The 19,360-nt window shown below is 65.7% G+C and carries 14 protein-coding genes; 12 read left to right on the top strand and 2 right to left on the bottom strand.

The genetic code is table 11. The annotated features are described in order from the left end of the window. Window positions 1–8 precede the first annotated feature (8 nt). Together tssK and tssJ are read right to left on the bottom strand one after the other, a co-directional pair. Window positions 9–1,355, bottom strand: a complete 1,347-nt coding sequence (gene tssK / locus KYT87_RS03740; RefSeq protein ID WP_046807645.1) for a type VI secretion system baseplate subunit TssK — start codon at window positions 1,353–1,355, stop codon at window positions 9–11. A gap of 60 nt (window positions 1,356–1,415) precedes the next feature. Further along, window positions 1,416–2,033, bottom strand: a complete 618-nt coding sequence (gene tssJ / locus KYT87_RS03745; protein WP_104143431.1) for a type VI secretion system lipoprotein TssJ — start codon at window positions 2,031–2,033, stop codon at window positions 1,416–1,418. Window positions 2,034–2,190: 157 nt separating this feature from the next. On the opposite strand from tssJ, the gene KYT87_RS03750 reads away from it, so the two are divergent. The 12 genes from KYT87_RS03750 to KYT87_RS03805 all read left to right on the top strand — a co-directional run bounded on the left by KYT87_RS03750 (window position 2,191) and on the right by KYT87_RS03805 (window position 19,281). Beyond that, window positions 2,191–2,925, top strand: coding sequence for a M48 family metallopeptidase (locus tag KYT87_RS03750; protein WP_255593873.1), 735 nt, complete (start codon window positions 2,191–2,193; stop codon window positions 2,923–2,925). A 72-nt stretch (window positions 2,926–2,997) separates the two neighbouring features. Then, on the top strand, window positions 2,998–3,513 hold the full coding sequence (gene tssB, locus KYT87_RS03755) for a type VI secretion system contractile sheath small subunit (RefSeq protein ID WP_006226593.1): 516 nt from the start codon (window positions 2,998–3,000) through the stop codon (window positions 3,511–3,513). Further along, window positions 3,506–5,005: a type VI secretion system contractile sheath large subunit gene (gene tssC / locus KYT87_RS03760; RefSeq protein ID WP_046807642.1), complete on the top strand. Its 1,500-nt coding sequence runs from the start codon at window positions 3,506–3,508 to the stop codon at window positions 5,003–5,005. Before tssB ends, tssC begins: the two co-directional genes overlap by 8 nt. Before the next feature lie 45 nt (window positions 5,006–5,050). Continuing rightward, complete coding sequence (locus KYT87_RS03765; protein ID WP_006226591.1) at window positions 5,051–5,554, top strand: Hcp family type VI secretion system effector; 504 nt, start codon at window positions 5,051–5,053, stop codon at window positions 5,552–5,554. A 65-nt stretch (window positions 5,555–5,619) separates the two neighbouring features. Beyond that, a complete protein-coding gene (tssE, locus tag KYT87_RS03770; RefSeq protein ID WP_046807641.1) occupies window positions 5,620–6,105 on the top strand; it encodes a type VI secretion system baseplate subunit TssE in 486 nt (161 codons plus the stop codon). 52 nt (window positions 6,106–6,157) lie between these two features. Further along, window positions 6,158–7,996 carry a type VI secretion system baseplate subunit TssF gene (tssF, locus tag KYT87_RS03775; RefSeq protein ID WP_104143432.1) on the top strand — a complete coding sequence of 613 codons (1,839 nt, stop codon included), beginning with the start codon at window positions 6,158–6,160 and terminating at the stop codon, window positions 7,994–7,996. Next, window positions 7,960–9,051, top strand: a complete 1,092-nt coding sequence (gene tssG / locus KYT87_RS03780; RefSeq protein ID WP_046807639.1) for a type VI secretion system baseplate subunit TssG — start codon at window positions 7,960–7,962, stop codon at window positions 9,049–9,051. Before tssF ends, tssG begins: the two co-directional genes overlap by 37 nt. A 25-nt stretch (window positions 9,052–9,076) precedes the next feature. Then, complete coding sequence (gene tssH / locus KYT87_RS03785) at window positions 9,077–11,773, top strand: type VI secretion system ATPase TssH (RefSeq protein ID WP_046807638.1); 2,697 nt, start codon at window positions 9,077–9,079, stop codon at window positions 11,771–11,773. 16 nt (window positions 11,774–11,789) lie between these two features. After that, the gene (locus tag KYT87_RS03790) at window positions 11,790–14,525 is read left to right on the top strand and encodes a type VI secretion system Vgr family protein (RefSeq protein WP_219991719.1); all 2,736 of its coding nucleotides are present in this window, start codon (window positions 11,790–11,792) and stop codon (window positions 14,523–14,525) included. Next, complete coding sequence (locus KYT87_RS03795; RefSeq protein ID WP_255593876.1) at window positions 14,522–15,529, top strand: DUF4123 domain-containing protein; 1,008 nt, start codon at window positions 14,522–14,524, stop codon at window positions 15,527–15,529. Before KYT87_RS03790 ends, KYT87_RS03795 begins: the two co-directional genes overlap by 4 nt. Further along, a complete protein-coding gene (locus tag KYT87_RS03800) occupies window positions 15,526–18,660 on the top strand; it encodes a T6SS effector BTH_I2691 family protein (protein ID WP_219991720.1) in 3,135 nt (1,044 codons plus the stop codon). The genes KYT87_RS03795 and KYT87_RS03800 overlap by 4 nt, the downstream gene beginning before the upstream one ends. A 12-nt stretch (window positions 18,661–18,672) precedes the next feature. After that, on the top strand, window positions 18,673–19,281 hold the full coding sequence (locus KYT87_RS03805) for a hypothetical protein (protein WP_046807635.1): 609 nt from the start codon (window positions 18,673–18,675) through the stop codon (window positions 19,279–19,281). The last annotated feature ends 79 nt before the right edge of the window (window positions 19,282–19,360 follow it).

The following is a 19,360-nucleotide window of genomic DNA, read 5'->3' on the forward strand; positions in this document are numbered from 1 at the left end:
GGTTCCTGTCAGCGGGTGACGGCGATCAAATCCAACTTCAGTTCGGGAATGCCCGCGGGGGCGTAGATGGCAATGCTGCGTGCTTGCAGCATGCGGTCATAGAGCGAGCCGCGCGTCTGTAGCGCGAAATAGACCGCGCCCGGTTTCACGGGCACGGCGGGCGGCACCTGCGGCGTATAGGTCAGCGGCACGCCCGGCATGGCGGACAGCACCAGCTTGTCGACGTCTTCGGGGGCGCCCACCTTGAAGCGCATCGGCACGCTTTCCGACAGCTCGCGGGCCGGCATGGCGGCTTGCACCGACAGATACAGCGAGGTGGTCTCGTCCAGCTTTTCGGAATCCAGGCGGCCCATGTGGAACGACGGGCGCAGCTCTTCCAGCACGATGGAAAAGTAGCGCGTCGAGATCACCGTTTCCAGCAGGTCGCGCAAGATTTCGTCCATGCGGGCAAACGCCGGGCCGGGCGCGTCGTGGCGGTACACGGGCAGGTCGGCCAGCGTGTGCACCTTCGAGAACGTCATCAGCGCGCCCGCCAGCCGCAACAGTTCCTGGAACAGGCGTTCGGGATGCAGCTGCGGGTGGTGGAACAAGTGCGACAGCGTGGCGTAGGCTTCGTTGGCCGTGTGCAGCAGCCAGAACGACGCAACATCTCCCGAGCGGAATTCAATGATGTTCTTGCTGGGCTCGCGATGAAACCCGTACAGCGCATTGACCTTGGCTTGCAGCGCGTCCAGCAGCCGGCGCAGCTGTTCGTGCAGCGCGCCCGAAGCCGTCAACGACAGGCTGGGGGCGATGAACGAATTGTCCAGCTCGTAACCCGCGCTGGCCGTGCGGCGCACGCGCGCCACCGGAATCGCCAGCAGTTCGTCGCGCGGTTCGAATTCGGAAATCAACCGCACGTCCTTGCGCAGGAATGTCAGCTCGGCCGTGGTGGCGCCGGTGTACAGATCGGGCGCGGGGGCATTGTCGTGCGTGTAGCGGGTATCGAAATTGCCGGCGCTCTGGCCGTCGCGATAATTGCCGCCAATCGCCTTGAGCGGATGGATGGCCAGGTAGAACACCGCTTCGCTCACGCCGTCCAGCGCGGTCAGCGCGACGGGCGGGGGCAGCTCGTCGCCATGCGGCGCGTTGTAGAGCTCGCCGTCGGGAAACACGGCCGTCATTTCAATGGCGCGCAGCATGCCGTTGGCCAGTGCCGACGCATCGAAACGCGCGGATCGCAGCCCCCACGCATAAGGATGCAGCGCGCGGGCCATCTCGGCCAAGCGGTCCTCGTGATACGCGTCCTGCCGCTGAAAATGTTGCGGCCGGAGGAACAGGCCCTCGCCCCACAGGACTTTGGCTGAATAACTCAAGTTGGCGCTCCTTGTCTTTCTATCTCTATATATAGAAGGCGGGCAATCGCGCAGTGCGCGTCAACCAGGACACTGCACGCCGGACAGGCGCGCGGGGTCGTAGCTGGGTATGCCTGCCGGCAACGTGGGTTTGCCCGTGGCCACCGTCAGCGCGCAAGCGTGCGCGCCCAGGACGATGCCACTGTCTTTCACGTCGTCGACTTTGAATACGTACTTCCAACGCATCGGCGCCGGCGCATAGAACAGGCCGGCGACCGCGATGTACTCCGCTTGCTTGGGGACTTTTTCAACGCTCTCAACGCGCTGTCCTGGCGTGAGCGTGAGCTCGCGTGAACCCAGCACGGTTTCCCCCAGCGTGGCTTTCTCTTGCGCAGTGTCTATCAATTGCGTGAGTGGCGCACGTTGGAATTGCTCAGGATTCTTCAGGTAGTATATTTTTGTAACGACGGCCATCGCTTGCCCCGCGCCGGCGTTCAAATTTTCTCCCGCATGAATCGCTAATTTCACTTCCACCGGCGCGTTTTCCTGCTTTTTCAGGCCCGCCATCTCCATCGCATTCCCGGTCAAACCAGCCACCGCTCCGATGGCCGAAACCGCTGCACATCCAGTGATGGCGGTGCTTGCCAGCGTGCAAGCCGCCGCTGCGAACAAACGTGATAAATGGATATGTTTGGACATGGCCCTTTATACCGGAAGTGTGTGAAGCAATACAGATCGCGGCACGTTGCGTGCAGTTTCGACGCAAGTAACATGAAGTCACGCGCTGTAGCGCCGCACTAACAAAAGGTTGTTGAAATACGGCCCCTAGTTACAACCCCTGCTAGGTGCTTAAAACATGCCCTTTTCCCGCCTCGTCGTAGTCGCCGGCGTCGTCGCTTTGATGGCCGGTTGTGCGTCGGTAAAACCGCAGTCGGAAGCGGAATACAAACAGTCCATGGCCGCCGCTGAAAAGACGCTGGCGCAGAAGGGCGCGGAGCAGGCCGTCGCGCAATTCGAAGAGATCGCCCAACGCAATCCGTCGCAGGGCGCACCGTGGTCCTACATCGCGAAAATTCGTTTCGACGAACAGAAATATGGCCAGGCCATCGTGGCCGCCGATGAAACGTTAAGCCGCGATCCGGACGACTTCGTGGCCAAGACGGTGCGCGCCGTGGGCGGGCTGCGCGTGGCGATGCAATCACTGGCCGACCTGCGTGCCGACGCGTTGCTGGCCGGCAATGCCCGCGCCGACGCCGTGGCGCTGGCCGCCTCGATGCGCGAAACGTTGGGCCAGGACGTATTGTTCCCGGAAGGCCGCCGCCCGCCGCCGCGCCCGCGTCAGCCGCGCAAGGTGGAACCGACCGCGCCCGCAGCCGGTACGCCCGCTGCCGGTACGCCCGCAGCCGGTACGCCCGCAGCCGGTATGCCCGCCGGCATGCCTGGTTCGCAAGCCGCATCGTCTGGCGCCGCGCCCGCTGCACAACCCGCCGCGCAGCCCGGCCGCCAGCCCGCTACGCAAACTCCTTCTACTTCGCCCGCCCAGCAGCCCAACCGCGCGCCGAATCCGTTCGGCGACCTGCTTACCAAGTAACCGCCTCATCGTGCGCCGCGCCATGCGGCTTACGGCTGACCGATAGACACGATCCTTTGCACGGAGCCTTCCATGGCCAAGAAAGAAAGCGTTCAGAAACGACTGCAGAAAGTCCGTCCGCCGCGCGTTCAGCTCACGTATGACGTTGAGAAGGGCGACGCCATCGAACAGAAGGAACTTCCGTTCGTGGTCGGTGTGGTGGGGGATTTCAGCGCGCAGTCCGAAGCCGAACTGCCGCGTTTGAAAGACCGCAAATTCGTCAACATCGACGTCGACAATTTCGACGACGTGATGCGCGGCCTGGAACCGCGCGCCGCCTACCGCGTCAAGAACAGCCTGACCGAAGAAGGCGGCACGTTCGGTGTGGACCTGAAGTTCCGCTCCATCGAGGACTTCCGCCCGGAAGCCGTCGTGCAACAGGTGGACCCGCTGCGCGAACTGCTCGATATCCGCACCAAGCTGGCCGACCTGCGCAACAAGCTTGCCGGCAACGACAAGCTGGAAGACCTGCTGGGCGAAGTGCTGACCAGCACCGAAAAACTGCAACAGCTGACCAGCGAGACCGACAAGGGAGGCCGCAATGAGTAATTCCGCCGCCGCACAGAACAGCGCCACCGCCGCCGCATCGGCCGACAGCCAAAGCGGCCTGCTGGATCAGATCGTCGAGCAAAGCCGCGTGGCCAAGTCCACCGCCGAACACGACCGCGCCAAGGACATCATCGGCGAGCTGGTGCGCGAAGTGATGAAGGGCACCGTGGTCGTCTCCGACAACCTGTCGGCCATGCTGGACGCACGCGTCGCCGAGCTTGACCGCCTGATCTCGGCGCAGCTTAGCGAAGTGATGCACGCCCCGGAATTCCAGAAGCTGGAAAGCACCTGGCGCGGCCTGCACTACCTGTGCCAAGAGACCGACACCAGCCCGATGCTGAAGATCAAGGTCTTGAACACCACCAAGCGCGATCTGGTTCGCGACTTCCAGACTGCGATCGACTTCGATCAGAGCCTGATGTTCAAGAAGGTCTACGAAGAAGAGTTCGGCACCTTCGGCGGCGCGCCGTTTGGCGCCTTGCTGGGCAACTTCGAAATCACGCGCCAGCCCGAGGACATGTACTTCATCGAGCAGATGTCGCACGTGGCCGCCGCTTCGCACGCACCGTTCATCGCGTCGGCCTCGCCCGAGCTGCTGGGCCTGGACAGCTTTGCCGACCTGGGCCGCCCGCGCGACCTGGCCAAGGTGTTCGACACGGTGGAATACACCAAGTGGCGCAGCTTCCGCGATTCGGAAGATTCGCGTTACGTCGGCCTGACCATGCCGCGCTTTCTGGGCCGCTTGCCGTACGACCCCGTGGAAGGCACCACCGTCGAAGGCTTCAACTTTGTTGAAGACGTGGACGGCACCGACCATTCCAAGTACCTGTGGTGCAACGCCGCCTGGGCGTTCGGTGCGCGCCTGACGGCCGCGTTCGCGGACTTTGGCTGGTGCGCCGCCATCCGTGGCGTCGAGGGCGGTGGCCTGGTCGAGAACCTGCCGACGCACACCTTCAAGACGGACGACGGCGAAATCGCGCTGAAGTGCCCGACGGAAATCGCCATTACCGACCGCCGCGAAAAAGAACTGAGCGACCAGGGCCTGATCCCGCTGGTGCATTGCAAGAACTCGGACTACGCCGCCTTCTTCGGCGCGCAGTCGGTGCAGAAGGCAAAGAAATACAACACGGACAGCGCCAACGCCAACGCGGTGTTGTCGGCGCAGCTGCAATACATCTTCTCGGTATCGCGCGTGGCGCATTACCTGAAGGCGATGATGCGCGACAAGATCGGCAGCTTTGCGTCGGCGCAGTCCGTAGAGAGTTTCCTGAATCGTTGGGTGTCGCAGTACGTGCTGCTGGACGACAACGCGACGCAGGAACAAAAAGCGCAGTTTCCGCTGCGCGAAGCCTCGGTGCAAGTGGCCGAGGTTCCTGGACGTCCTGGCGTCTTCCGGGCCGTGGCGTTTTTGCGGCCGCATTTCCAGCTTGACGAACTCTCGATCTCGTTGCGCCTGGTTGCCGAATTGCCGGCGCAGGCTCAGAAATCCTGATCGTCGTTGCACTGACAACTCATCCATTCAAAGAGGTTTACAACAATGAAGGACATCTACGTCAAGTTCGGCAATCCGGCGCTCAAGGGCGAATCGCAAGACAAGGACCACCCGGATTGGATCGAAGTCAGCTCGTGGCGTCACGAGATCATTCAGCCGCGTTCCGCTACCGCCTCGACCTCGGGTGGCCATACCGCCGAACGTACCGAACATGGCGAAATGGTCTTTACCAAGGACCTGGACGTGGTCAGCCCGCTGCTGTATCAGCACGCCTCGGGCGGCACGACCTTTGACGAAGTCACCATCGACTTCCTGCGTGCCGACGGCGAAGGCAATCGCGTCAAGTACCTGGAAATCAAGCTCAAGTACGTGATCATCGCGCGCGTTGCGCCCGAAGTGGTTGCCGAAGGCCTGCCGCACGAATCGTTCTCGCTGAAGTACGCCGCCGTGCAGTGGAAGTACACGCAGCAGAAGGTGGGCGGCAACCAGGGCGGTAACGCCCAGGGCGCCTGGAGCCTGACCAAGAACGACAAGACCTACTCGGTCTGATCGCAGCCGGGCACGCAAAGACCGCGGCCCGAGCCGGGTCGCCGTCTTTTTTTATGTGAGGCCCCATGAAAGGTTTCGAGCCGAGCCTGTTCGACAAGCTGTTCGAAGGCGAGGGGCAATCGCCCTACGCGCTTCGGCGCCTGTCGATCGAGGAAATGAAGGAAACGGTGGCGCGCGACATCGAGGCGCTGCTGAACACCCGCATGGTGTTCACCGAGGAAGACCTGCGGCGTTATCCGAATTGCCAGCGTTCGTTGCTGACCTACGGGCTGTCGGATTTCTCCGGGCTGAGCCTGGCCAGCCACTACGACCGCGAGTTCATCTGCCGTTCGCTGGAGCAGGCGATTGCGCGGCACGAGCCTCGGCTGACTCACGTTCGGGTGATGTTGCAGGTGGATAGCCGCGCGACGTCGGTGCTGTATTTTGCGATTACGGCCATGTTGGACGTGGGCCCGGCCCACGAGCCCGTGACGTTTGACGCCACCTTGCAGCCGTCGACGTTGCAGTACTCCGTGACCCGTGGTTGGGCCAAGACGCCTGCCACAGTCTGAAGAATGAATCTGTAGTGCAGGTGCGGCTTGCGCGCTGGAAAGGAAGACAACAATGGAAGAATTGCTGCCTTATTACGAGCGCGAACTTGGGTTTTTGCGGACGTCGTCACGCGACTTCGCGCAGCAGTATCCGAAGATCGCCGCGCGGCTGGGCTTGTCGGGCGAAACCTGCGAAGACCCGCACGTAGAACGCATGATCGAATCGTTCGCCTTGTTGAGCGCGCGCATCAACAAGAAGCTGGACGACGACTACCCCGAATTCACCGAAGCGCTGTTCGAGGTGATGTACCCGCATTATCTGCGGCCGTTTCCTTCGTGCAGCGTGGCGCAGTTTGACCTGGGCGGGGCCGGTGCGCAGTTGTCCGCCGCCGTGCGCGTGGCGCGCGGCACGGAACTGAAATCGCATCCGGTGCGCGGCGTATCGTGCCGCTTTCGCACCGCGTACGACGTAACGCTGGCGCCCATCGAAGTGCAGCGCGCGGGTTATTTTTCCAGCGCCAACGCGCCGGCCACGGCCAAGCTGCCGGCGGGCGTGACGGGGCGCTTTGCCGTCACGCTGGGATGCCAAGGCGAAAATCAGCATTTCGGCATGCCGGGGCTGGACAAGCTGCGCGTGTATCTGCACGGCGAACCGTCCTTCGTGGCGGCGCTGCGCGACGCGCTGTTCCTGCGCACGGCGGCGGCTTATGTCGAGCTGCAACCCGGGCGCTGGGACCGTCTGCCCACGATTCCGCTGGCCCAGGTGGGGCTGGCCGAAGAGGACGCGCTGATCGACTTTCCGGCCAGTTCGCATCCGGCCTATCGTCTGCTGGCCGAGTATTTTGTTTTCTCGGAAAAATTCAACTTTGTCGATATCGACCTGGCGGCACTGCGCCCCTACCTGGGCACCGTGCGCCAGTTCACGCTGCATCTGCCGGTGGCGGGCGTGCGCGCCGATTCCAATACCGCGCGCCTGCTGGAATCGATTACGGCGGACAACCTGCGGCTGGGTTGCACGCCCGTAGTGAACCTGTTCACGCAGCGGGCCGACCCGATCCGCGTGACGCACGCATCGGCCTCGTACCCGGTGGTGGCCGACGCCCGCCGCGCCTACGGCTACGAGGTCTATTCGATTGACCGGGTGCGCCAGGTGCGGCAGAACGCGCAGGGCGATGCCGTGGTGGATTTCAGGCCCTTCTATTCGCTGCACCATGGCGAATCGCCCGAGACGGCGGGGCATTACTGGACGATGCGCCGCGACGCCGCGATGGCGCAACGCAGCCCTGGCTACGAAACCGAAATATCGATTGTGGATATCGATTTCGACCCGTCCATTCCTCAAACCGAAACGCTGAGCCTGGACCTGACCTGCACCAATCGCGACCTGCCTGCGCAGATTGCGGTGGGGCAGTCGGGCGGTGACCTGTTCATGGAAGGCGGCACGGTGGCGCGCGCGATTCGCATGCTGCGCCGCCCCACCAACAGCCATCGCTTCCAGCAAGGGCGCGCGGCGCATTGGCGCTTGATTTCGCATCTGGCGCTGAACCATTTGTCGCTGGTGCAAAGCGGCTTGCCCGCGCTGAAGGAAACGTTGCGCCTGTACGACCTGTCCGGCTCGGCGGTGGCCGCGCGTCAGATCGAAGGGCTGGTCGGGCTGGACTACAAACCCGCCACGCACTGGATGCCGGGCGAGCCGTTCGCCACCTTCGTGCGCGGCATTGAAATCCGCCTGACCGTCAACGAAGACCACTTCGTGGGCACCAGCCTGCACACCTTCGTGGCCGTCATCAACCGATTCTTCGGCCTGTACGTGCACGCCAACAGCTTCGTGCAGTTGGTGGTGCTGTCGCGCCGTGGCGCAGAGGAACTTCTACGATGCCCCCCATGCAACGGCGACGCCATACTAGCGTGATGGATGCGCTGCTGGCAGAGCCGCAGCGCTTCAAGTTTTTCCAGGCGGTGCGTCTGCTTGAACAGTGCTTTGCGCGCCAGGAGCGCGGCGGCACGCGGCATACGGTGCCGGTGCACCTGCGCTTTCCGAACGCGCCGGGCCTGGGCTTTCCGCCCAGCGAAATCGTCGACGCCGTGGCCTATGACAAGAATGGCGAGGTGCTGGCCGACGAAGCCGCGCGCCGGGCCGCGGTGTCGGAAGGGCGGCTGGGCCGCGTGGATGTGACGCCCGCGTTCTTCGGGCTGCTGGGCGCGCAGGGCGCGTTGCCGCTGCATTATTCCGAAATGCTGGCCACCCGCGAAAGCCTGCGGCGCGACCGGGGCGCGCGTGCCTTCTTCGATATTTTCTCCAATCGCGCCGCGGCGCTGTTCTATGCGGCCTGGAAGAAATACCGCATGCCGTTGCGGCACGAAGCCGAACAAGATCACCACTACCTGCCGTTGCTGCTGGCGCTGGGCGGTATCGGCCATCCGGCGCTGCGCGACCGCTTGCACAACGGCGCCGGCCGCGTGTTCGACGAATCCGTGGCGCACTACGCCGCGGCCGCGCGCCAGCGGCCCGTGTCCGCGCCGTTCTTGCAGCGCGTGTTGCAGGACTACTTCGGGGTGCCGCTGCGCGTGGAGCAGTTCGTGGGCCGTTGGTACGACGTGCCGCCGCAGAACCGCACGCAGCTGGGCCGGCCCGGCGCGGTGTTGGGCGTGTCGGCGCTGGCGGGCGATCGCATCTGGCAGCGCGACCTGCGGATCCGCCTGTGGATCGGCCCGCTGTCGCGCCAGGCCTTTGCCGACTTTCTGCCGGGCGGCGAGCGCGCCCAGGCGCTGGAAAAACTGCTGACCATGTTTGGCGGCATGACCTTCGAATACGAAGTGCGCCTGGTGCTGGCGCGCGACAGCATCGGGCCCAGCCAATTGGGCGGGGACGGCGATGTGCGGCTGGGGTGGAATTCCTTCCTGTCCACCGAGCCGGCCACGCGCGACCGCGACGACGCCAGCTACGAACTGCACACGATTCACTGATCCATCGACGTAGAAAAACAAATCCATGGCCACACCGCTGAAAACCCTGATCGGGAAGCTGAACCAGACCTGCCGCCAGGCCGCCGAACGCGCGGCCAGCCTGTGCATGGCGCAGGGCCATTACGAGGTGGACCTGGAACACCTGTTCCTGGCGCTGCTGGAAAAGCCCGCCAGCGATCTGGCCATGATTGCGCGCCGCTGCCACATTCCCACGGATGCGCTGGAAGCCGACCTGAAGGCCGAGATCGGCCGTTTCAAGAACGGCAATACGCGCACGCCGGTGTTCTCGGCACATCTGCCCAAACTGTTTGAACACGCCTGGCTGATTGCCTCGCTGGACACGCAGACGACGCGCATTCGCTCGGGGCATCTGCTCTTGGCCTTGTTGACCGAACCCGATCTGGCACAGTTGGCGCGGCGCGGTTCGCCCTTGTTTGAATCGTTCCGCCTGGACGCGTTGAAGCATGACTTCGCGGCGCTGACCGAGGGCTCGGAAGAGGCGGGGCAGGCGGTGGGCTTTGCCGACGGCGCGCCGGCCCAGGGCGACGCCGCGCAGCCCGCGCCGGGCTTGTCGGCATCGCCCGCACTGGACCAGTACACGACCAACCTGACCGAACGCGCGCGGGACGGCAAGATCGACCCGGTGATCGGGCGCGATGCCGAGATCCGCCAGATGATCGACATCCTGACGCGGCGGCGGCAGAACAACCCCATCCTGACCGGCGAGGCCGGCGTGGGCAAGACGGCCGTGGTGGAAGGCCTGGCGCTGCGCATCGTGGCGGGCGATGTGCCGCCCGCGCTGGCCGACGTGACGCTGCGCGTGCTGGACATGGGCTTGTTGCAGGCCGGCGCCAGCGTCAAGGGCGAATTCGAGAACCGGTTGAAGAACGTGATCGACGAGGTCAAGAAAAGCCCGTCGCCCATCATCCTGTTCATTGACGAGGCGCACACGATGATCGGCGCGGGCGGACAGGCGGGCCAGAACGACGCCGCCAACCTGCTCAAGCCGGCGCTGGCGCGTGGCGAATTGCGCACGATCGCCGCCACGACGTGGAGCGAATACAAAAAGTACTTCGAAAAAGACGCGGCATTGGCCCGGCGCTTCCAGGTTGTGAAGGTCGAGGAACCGGACGAGGCCCTGGCCGCATCGATGCTGCGCGGCATGGCGCCGCTGATGGAGCGGCATTTTGGCGTGCGCATCCTGGACGAGGCGATCAGCGCGGCGGCGCGCTTGTCGCACCGCTACATCACCGGCAGGCAGTTGCCCGACAAGGCGGTCAGCGTGCTGGATACGGCCTGCGCGCGCGTGGCCCTGGGCCGCAGCGCAACGCCCGCATTGATCGACGATGCGCGTCACCGGCTGACGCGGCTGCGCACCGAACAGGCCGCGCTGCGCCGCGAGGCCGCCACCGGCACGCCGCAATCGCGCCTGGCCGAACTGGAACAGGAAATCGCCACGGTGCAGCAGACGCTGACGGACGCCGAGGCGCGCCATCAGGCGGAAACCGGCCTGGTGGAACGCATCCATGCGCTGCGCGCCGAACTGGAAGCGCAAGGCCAAGAGGACGCTACGCAAGCCACCACCGCGCCTTCCGCCTCGCGCCGCAAGGCGGCCGCGCCGGCCTTGACGCCGGAACAGCAGCGCCTGGCCGGCCTGATGGACGAGCTGCGGGCGCTGCAAGGCGAACAGCCGCTGGTGCCCGCGTGCGTGGATGCGCAGATCGTGGCCGAGATTATTTCGGCCTGGACCGGCATCCCGCTGGGCCGCATGGTCAACGACGAAATTCGCACGGTGCTGCAATTGCAGCCCATGCTGGCCGAACGCGTGATCGGCCAGGACCACGCGCTACATGCCATCGCGCAACGCGTGCGCACGGCGCGCGCCGGGCTGGAAGACCCGGACAAGCCCAAGGGCGTGTTCCTGTTCGTCGGCCCGTCGGGCGTGGGCAAGACCGAAACGGCGCTGGCGCTGGCCGACATCCTGTATGGCGGCGAGCGCAAGCTGATCACCATCAACATGAGCGAATACCAGGAAGCCCACAGCATTTCGGGCTTGAAGGGATCGCCACCGGGCTACGTGGGCTACGGCGAAGGCGGTGTGCTGACCGAAGCCGTGCGGCGCCAACCCTACAGCGTGGTGCTGCTGGATGAAATCGAAAAGGCGCACCCGGACGTGCTGGAGATGTTCTTCCAGGTGTTCGACAAGGGCGTGATGGACGACGCCGAAGGCCGCGAAATCGACTTCCGCAACACGCTCATCATCCTGACCTCGAACGTCGGGTCCAGCACCATCATGCAGGCCTGCCTGAACAAGCCCGCCGAAGAACGCCCCACGCCGGACCAGCTGACCGAGCTGCTGGCGCCGCAACTGTACAAGGCGTTCAAGCCCGCCTTCCTGGGCCGCATGAAGACCATTCCGTACTTCCCGGTGGATGACGACGCGCTGGCGCACATCATCGGCCTGAAGCTGGCGCGCATCGCGCGACGCGTGCAGGCCACGCACCGCGCGGCGTTCGAATGGGACGAGGCCCTGGTCGAGGCCGTGCTGGCGCGCTGCACCGAGGTGGACACCGGTGCGCGCAACGTGGACCACATTCTGAACGGCGCGCTGCTGCCCGAAATTGCCGAGCAGGTGCTTGGGCGCATGGCGCAAGGCGAAGCCATTGCCAAGATCCGCGTGGGCGCGGGCAAGAACGGCGACTTCCGTTTTCGCATGAGCTGATCGGGAGACGCCGACTATGCCCCGAGAAACTGTCGCCGCCTCCGCAAGTTCGCTTGCCGCAAGCCCGCTTGCCGCAGCCTTTACCCAAGCGGATCGGTTGCTGGACCTGAGCACGCCGCTGGGGCCGGACAAGCTGCTGGCCGAACGCCTGCACGGCTCCGAGCAGTTGAGCGACGGTGGCTTTGCCTTGCAAGTGGATGCGCTGTCCGACGATGCGCACATCGCGTTGAAAACGCTGATCGGCCAACCGGTGCAGCTGACATTGCAAACCGCCTTGGGCCGCGACGAGCGCCGCGTCTGGTGCGGGCTGGTGTCCGAGGCGCGCTTCGAAGGCGCCAACGGCGGCTTTGCCCGCTACCGGCTGCGCATTGAACCGTGGCTGGCGCTGCTGCGCCAGCGGCGCGATAGCTATGCCTTCCAGGACCAGTCCGTGATCGACATCGTGGACAGCGTGTTCGGCGACTACAGCGGGCAAGGCGCGGTGGCCGCGCAATGGCGCTGGGAATTGAAAGACCGCGACGTCTACGCCAAGCGCAGCCTGACCATCCAATACCGAGAAACCGATTACGCCTTCGTCGAACGGCTGCTGGCCGAGGAAGGGTTGTTCTACTGGGTCGAGCACGAGGCGGGCGACGGCGAGCCGGGCACGCATACCGTCGTCATTGCCGACCACAATGGCGCCTTCAAAAGCGGCCCGCAAGACAGCGTGAAGTTCCAACGCGCCGACGCCACCGAAACCGAGGACACGATCCAGGCGTGGCGCAAGCGACGTGCGTGGCGCACCAATGCGCTGCGACTGGCCACCTGGGACTACCGCGCCATGCAGGCCCGCCAGGTCAGCGCGCAGGTGGATGACAAGGTGCCGAACACGCTGGAGCTGGCCGATGCCGATTACCCCGGCCAATACCTGTTCGAAGACGGCAACCAGGGTGACCGCCTGGCGCACAACGCGCTGGCCGCGCAGCGCGTGGGGCAGTCGCTGTACGAGGGCGCGGGCACGGTGCGCACGCTGGCGCCGGGCTTGCGCTTTACGCTGACGGGGCACTGGGCACCCTCGCAAGGCGAAGGCAGCGATTTCGTGGTGATGCGTATCGAGCACGAGGCGCGCAACAACTTTGACGAAAGCCTGGGGCAAGCGGTGGCGGCGGCCTTGGGCGCGGGTGGAACCGCGGCCACGCCAGCCGATGGCAATTCCGAAGCTGACTTCTATCGCAACCGCTTCGACGCCATTGCCGCCACGCTGGAATACCGGCCCCGCACGCGCGACGGCCATGGCGCGCGGCTGCATCCCCGGCCCACGGTGCACGGCGCGCAAACGGCCTTGGTGGTGGGCGCCAAGGACCCGGTCCATACCGACCGCGATCACCGCATCAAGATACAGTTTCATTGGCAGCGCGGCAGCGCGTCCAGCAATCGGCAGACGCACCCGGCGGGCGACGATAACGCCCCGGCGGCGGACTCGCTGGGCACCTGGGTGCGCGTGGCCGAACCCGTGGCGGGGTCGGACTGGGGCGGACACTTCATTCCGCGCCTGGGCCAGGAAGTGCTGGTGCAGTTTTTGCACGGCGACATCGACCGCCCCGTTGTGGTGGGCGCTTTATATAACGGCGCGGGCGCGGAGAACGCGGCCAACAATCAGGTGCAGGGCGGCGCGGCCAAGGCCACGGGCAATGCGCCCGCATGGTTCGCGGGCACGCAGGACGGCCATGCGCACAACGTGGTGATGTCGGGCTTCAAGACGCAGGCGCTGGCGCAAAGCGGCCAGGGCATGGGCGGCTACAACCAGCTGGTGCAGGACGACACACCGGGGCAGTCGCGGTTGATGGCTTCGACCACGCAGGCGGACGCCCGGCTGAGCCTGGGCCACCTGAAGCAGCAGCGCGACAACGAACGGCTGTCGGACCTGGGCCATGGCGCCGAGCTGGCCACCAGCGAGGCGCTGGCCCTGCGCGCCGGTGAAGGTTTGCTGATCAGCGCCGACAAGCGCGAAGGGGCAGCGGGCGGCTTGCTGGATAGCGGAGAAGCCATCACCCAGATGGAAAAATCCATCGAGCAGGCCGGTGAATTGTCCAAGGCAGCGGCGCGCCAGGAAGCCGCGTTGCCCGGCGATGCGGACAAGACGCGCGCGCTGGATGAGCTGGACGCGGTGCGCAAGATCATCGAAGGCACGCAGGCCGAGCAGGACGTGAACGTGCCGGCCTACACGCAGCCGCACATCCAGGTCAGCGCGCCCAAGGGCATTGGCCAATACACGCCGCACAACGCCTATACGGTGGCGGGCACCACGCTGTGCCAGGTGGCGCCGGACGTGAACTGGGCGGCGGGCGCGAATCTGGCGGTGTGCGTCGCGCAAGGCGTGGTGTTGTTCACCAAGGGCTTGGGCGGCAGCGGCCGGGCGGTGCAGGAACAAGGCATCCGGCTGCACGCGGCCGGCGGCAAGCTGCGCCTGCAAAGCCAGAAGGCGCGCATGCGGCTGATCGCCGAGAAGGCGGTAACGCTGGTGTCCGCGCAGGGGGCTGTGGATGTGACGGCATCGAAAAAGGTGCTTGCCACGGCGGCGGGGGCCTACATGCGTATCGAGGGCGGCGGCATTCAGTTGCACGCGCCCGGCAAGGTCGAGTTGAAGGCGGGTGTGCACAACTGGGTCGGCCCACAAAGCGGGGCGGGACCGTCGCAACCGCCGCAAGGCGAACTGGAAGGCTGCGCCGCCGCGCTGGAAGACGCGGCAGGCAGCGGGGCGTTGGCGGCATGACGACCGTTGCGAAACAACCGGCCGCCGCGCCTGGGCAATCACGTGTCGCGGCGACCCCGTCCGGGGACGCGCGTCGGGACGCCACGCCGCCCGCCCACGCGCGCGCTGACGCCGCCGTCGAACAGGCCATTGCCGGGCTGCGCGCCGTGCTGGACGCACGCCCCAGCCGCCGCGTGCTGCTGCTGTGCGATTCCACGCTGGCCGATCCGCTGGCGGACGACATCGCCCAAGCCGGGTTGCAGCGGCGGTCGGTGGACCTGCTTTCGCAAGGCGCGTCCGCACCGCCCCTGTACCTGGCCGAAGTGCCGGACGAGATCGCCGATGAACGGCTGGTCAATGCCAGCATTCGATTGGCGGTCGACGAAGCCATGCAGCCCGCGCCCGCGGTCAAGCGCGCGCGGTCGATGGCGGCGTGGCTGGCCACGGACTTGCCGCTGGCCGAAGTGGCGCAGCGGCTGATCTTGCGCGCGCGGTTGCGCGATGCCCAGGGTCGCATGCGCATCCTTCGGTTCTGGGACCCGCGCACGACGCAATTCCAAAGCGAGCTGTATGCGGGCTGCGCGCCCGCGTCATGGATCGCGGGCGCAACCTGGATGAGCATTGACGGTTTCGCGCGCTGGCAGGCGTTGCCGGACACGGCCGGCCCAATGCAGACGGCCACGCCCGATTGGCCCCGGCTGGCGCGGCTGGGCCAGGTGAACGCGGTGCTGCAACGCTTGAACGCGGGCGGCCTGGCTGTTGGCCCGGCGGCGCTGGAGCCGATACGCCGTGCGCTGGATGCAGCGGCCGACTGCGGCATCAAAGACGACGAAGACGCCGCCCTGTTCGCGGCCTGGCGCGTGCGCCTGGATGCGCCGCTGGAACGTGCGCCGTCGTTCGCCGCGCTGCTGCGCGAGGTGCAGGAAGAGGGCGGCCGTCTGCGCAGCGCGGTCGAAGACATGGACGATGAGGATTGGTGGATGTTTGCGCGGCAGGCGCAGGCCCCGGAGGATCGACAAGCATGACGACTGACTACGACGCGCTTCCCTGCAAGGGCAAGTTTTGCGGCCGGCCGGGTTTGCCGATCCTGCCGATGCGGATCGGCTACGTGCCGGGCGGCAAAAACGATTTGCCCAACGGCGTGTACGCGGATGCCGAGCTGCATTACGAAACCATGCGCCAGGGCGCCTACATGCTGCGCGCCATCACCGCCGGCTATGTGTACGTGTGGGACCCGCGCCGCAGCTACGGTTGGCGCGCGTTTGCCGCCACGGCCACCGGCCAGATGAAAGAGGTGCCGGTGGACGACGACAACCGTCCGTCCGAGCAGCCTACGTTCACCTGCACGCGCGAAGGGCATGGCCTGGAATCCGCCTTGATCAACGTGGAAGCGCCGGCCAATGCGTCGCGGCCGGTGTGGGTCGGCTATTCGCGGGTGTGGTGGACGCGCGATATCCGCCGCGAACTCACGCGCAACGAACGCTGGCGCAGCAAGATCATGGTCGAGCTGGATGCGCGCGCCGTCTGGGGCGGTGGGCATCCCAAGCCCGACACCGGCTACCGCGTGACGGCGGATGGCGCCAACCTGGCCGCGCATTCGGTTGAATTCCGCGATGCCGCCGGCGCCGCGACGCTGTTCAACAACACGCTGAGTCCGGCCGTGTCCACCTTCGGCGGCAAGGCCGGCGCGATGGCGGAAAAGATGCGGCAGATGTCGTCCAAGGGTGGCGTGGTGCTGGCGCTGCGCGACCCCGTCGGCTTGCTGGCGGACATCTCAACCTGGCGCAACAAGCGCATGGGGGAACTGGCCGAACACCATCTGGACCCGACGCGGCTGCGCGAAGTGGGCGTGGCGCAGATCATCCAGGGGCTGGAAAAGCAGATGGACGCGTCGGGCGATGAGATCAAGCGGATGCACCAGCGCATCAACATGAGCAAGGTCACCAAGACCATCCGCGAGAACCGCGCCAGCATCGACCGCATGAAGGACCTGATCGAGGGCGCGGGCAAGGATTGGGCGTGGTGGTATGGCCGCGAAGCGTTCTGGATGACGCTGAAAGCGTACTCGCCCAACGACGCGGCGGCGGGCGCGCGGCTGGAAGAGGACCTTGCGCTGTGCGTGGACGGCGCGGGCGCGGTCCACAGCGAACACAAGGCCATCGACGAATCGCTGAAGGAAGACGACAGGGACGGGCTGTACGAGGCCATCTGGCGCGGCCTGGCCTCGAACGACGGCGAGCTGCTGGCCTTCCTGCAAAAAGAAGCGCGCGGCAAGTTGGCCAAGCAGGTGTCCACCGTGCGCAAGATGATCAAGAGCTATAACGACTGGCTCAAGGAGCGCCGGACAAAAGGCCTGCCGACGCCGACGCGCGCGGCCACCACGGCCATCGGCCGGTTCATGGCGACGCAGCTGTTGCGGCTGACGCTGGCGCGCGACCCCATCGCGGAACGGGTGGCGGCGCGCGTACAGATGACGATGGCGGCGCGCATGAACACCGTGTTGGTGGTGCGCAGCCACACCACCACGGTGCCGCGCATGATCGCGGATATGCACAACATCATCTGGGATTCCAAGAACCCGTCGTTGGCGATCACGGCGGGGGGCGGCGTCACCGCAACCCAGCACATGAGTTCGGGCTGGATCGGCACGCAATCCGAGGCTTCGCGGCCGGTTACCGTCAACTACGTGATTCCCGAAGAAGTCGATGCGCAGCTGAATGCGGCGCCGACGGGGCGGCCACGGCCGACGCCCACGGCAGCGCCGCCGTTGGGCCTGCCCGCGCCACCGCCGATGCTGGCGTTGCCCGCGCCTACGATGTCGCCGATGGCGGGGCTGATCAAGTACGCCAAGTCGCGCGACGCACGGTTCGCGGGCGCGACGGGGGTGATGGCGCTGGTGGCGATTTACACGTCGGTGTCGGATCTGAACGCCGCGCAAGCCCTTGGCGATGCGAAAAAAGAACGCAAGGCCTGGTTCGGCATCACCACGGGCGTGCTGGGGGTGGGCAGCGTGGCGATTGAAGTCACGACGGGCGCAATTGGCGCCCGGGTTGGCGCGAACACTGCGTTCACGATGAACCTGCGGCTGAACTTGCGGCTGGCCACGTTCCGCACGGCGGGCGCGGTGTTCGCCACCGCCGCGACGTTCGTGGACAGCGCCAACAACGCCATGAACGCCAAGGACCAGTACGACGTGCACAACTATGAAGCGGGCGGGGCCTATGCCACGTCGTCCGCGTTCTTGTTGATGTCCAGCCTGACCGGCGTGGCCACGGCGGTGATCGCCGTGGGCGGCGCGTTCAGCACGGCCGGCGTGGCGGCGGGCGCGGGCGGTTTCGGCGGGGCGATGGTCGGTTTGACCAGCGGCGGCACGGTGCTGCTGGGCATTCCGGTGTGGGGCTGGATCGCGCTGGGGTTGTGCCTGCTGGTGGCCGGTCTGTACTTCAAGTTCTGGGGCGACAGCGCGACCGAAAGCGAGCTGGAGGTCTGGTATACGCGCTGCTGCATGCGCGCGGAAGAATTCGAAGGCGTGCAAGGCCGCGAGTTGTATCCGACCCGCGAAGAAGAGCTGGAAGATTTCAACACCGCGGTGTTCGGCGTGCGCGTGACGCTGCAATGGTATGGCTTCTGGAGCGGCGAAGTGGCGGGCCGCGACCGGCTGCTGCTGGAAGTGACCATGCCCGGCTACACGCAAAGCAGCGACTACGCGTACTGCCTGAAACTGGGCGGCGCCGGCGTGACGGCCGTGGTGTCCAGCCGGGGCTCGCCCCGCGCGCAGGACCCGGAACTGCAACCGCGCGCGCCCTCGCAGGCGCAGATGGTGGCGGGTCGGCCCGACCCCCGGACGTGGATGGACAAGGTTGATGATTATGTGGACGGCCTGAGCGCGCGGCCGGGCTGGGCCGACATCTGGCGCTGGGTTCGCAAGGACCGTAGCCAGGCTATCGAATTCACGGGCAAACCGTGGGAAGATTCGGTGCAGTTCCAGGTTCACAATGGCTACGCGACGCTGCGCACCGAGGTGCTGGTGGACGACGACATCTTCACCGAAGCGTTTTTGAAGATCGAGTTCTGGCCCGACCCGGAACGCATGCCGGAAGTGCGCGCGTTGCCGGTGGGCAGCGATGGCACCAATCTCGTGAAAGCAAAAAATTGACAGGGTTCAAGCATGCAGAGCAATGAAGGCATCCAGGCCGCCGTATATACGCGCTGGCACCAGCTGTCGGTGCCCTTGGGGTTTGCGCTGGCCGCCGGCAGCTTCATGCTGATCGTCTTTAACCGGGGGCCGATGGTCATGGCGATTGTGCTGGCCGTGCTGGGTTTGCTGGTGCCGCCGCTGATTGCCTTTCGTGGCTTTCCCACCCGCAATGCCGTCAAGGTCACGCCCGATGGCCTGGAGTTTTCGCGGCGCGGGCCGATTGCGTTTGCCGATCTGAAAAGCTGGGGCACGGACGATTATCTGAAACTGATCCGCCCGGGCTTGCCCACCCTGCTGGTCAGCCCGGTTGACCTGCCCAGCCGCGAGCGGTTGCTGCGTGACTTCGAGCAGGCCTTGAACGCCTGGCAACAGCGCCAGCCCGCCGGCGCCGAGCGCGCGCGTCGCACGCACTTCTATGGTTCCGCCGGTGGCCGCGTGGTGGGCGGGTTCATCACCGCGGTGGGCGTGGCGGCGGCAGCGCTGGCCATGAACCTGCGCGAACCGTCGATCTCGTTGGCAATCGTGGGGGGGCTGGGCGCACTGTTCGGCCTGACGATGCTGCTGGGCAGGCGCGGCTGAAAGCGCCGCCTGGGGCAGTACAAAATGTTGCTTGTCGCCCCGCATCCCCTTGCTAGCATGGTTCAGCCGGAATCACCCG

The organism is Achromobacter sp. ES-001 (assembly GCF_019448355.1).
In the GTDB taxonomy this organism is placed as follows: Bacteria; Pseudomonadota; Gammaproteobacteria; order Burkholderiales; family Burkholderiaceae_B; genus Achromobacter; species Achromobacter spanius_B.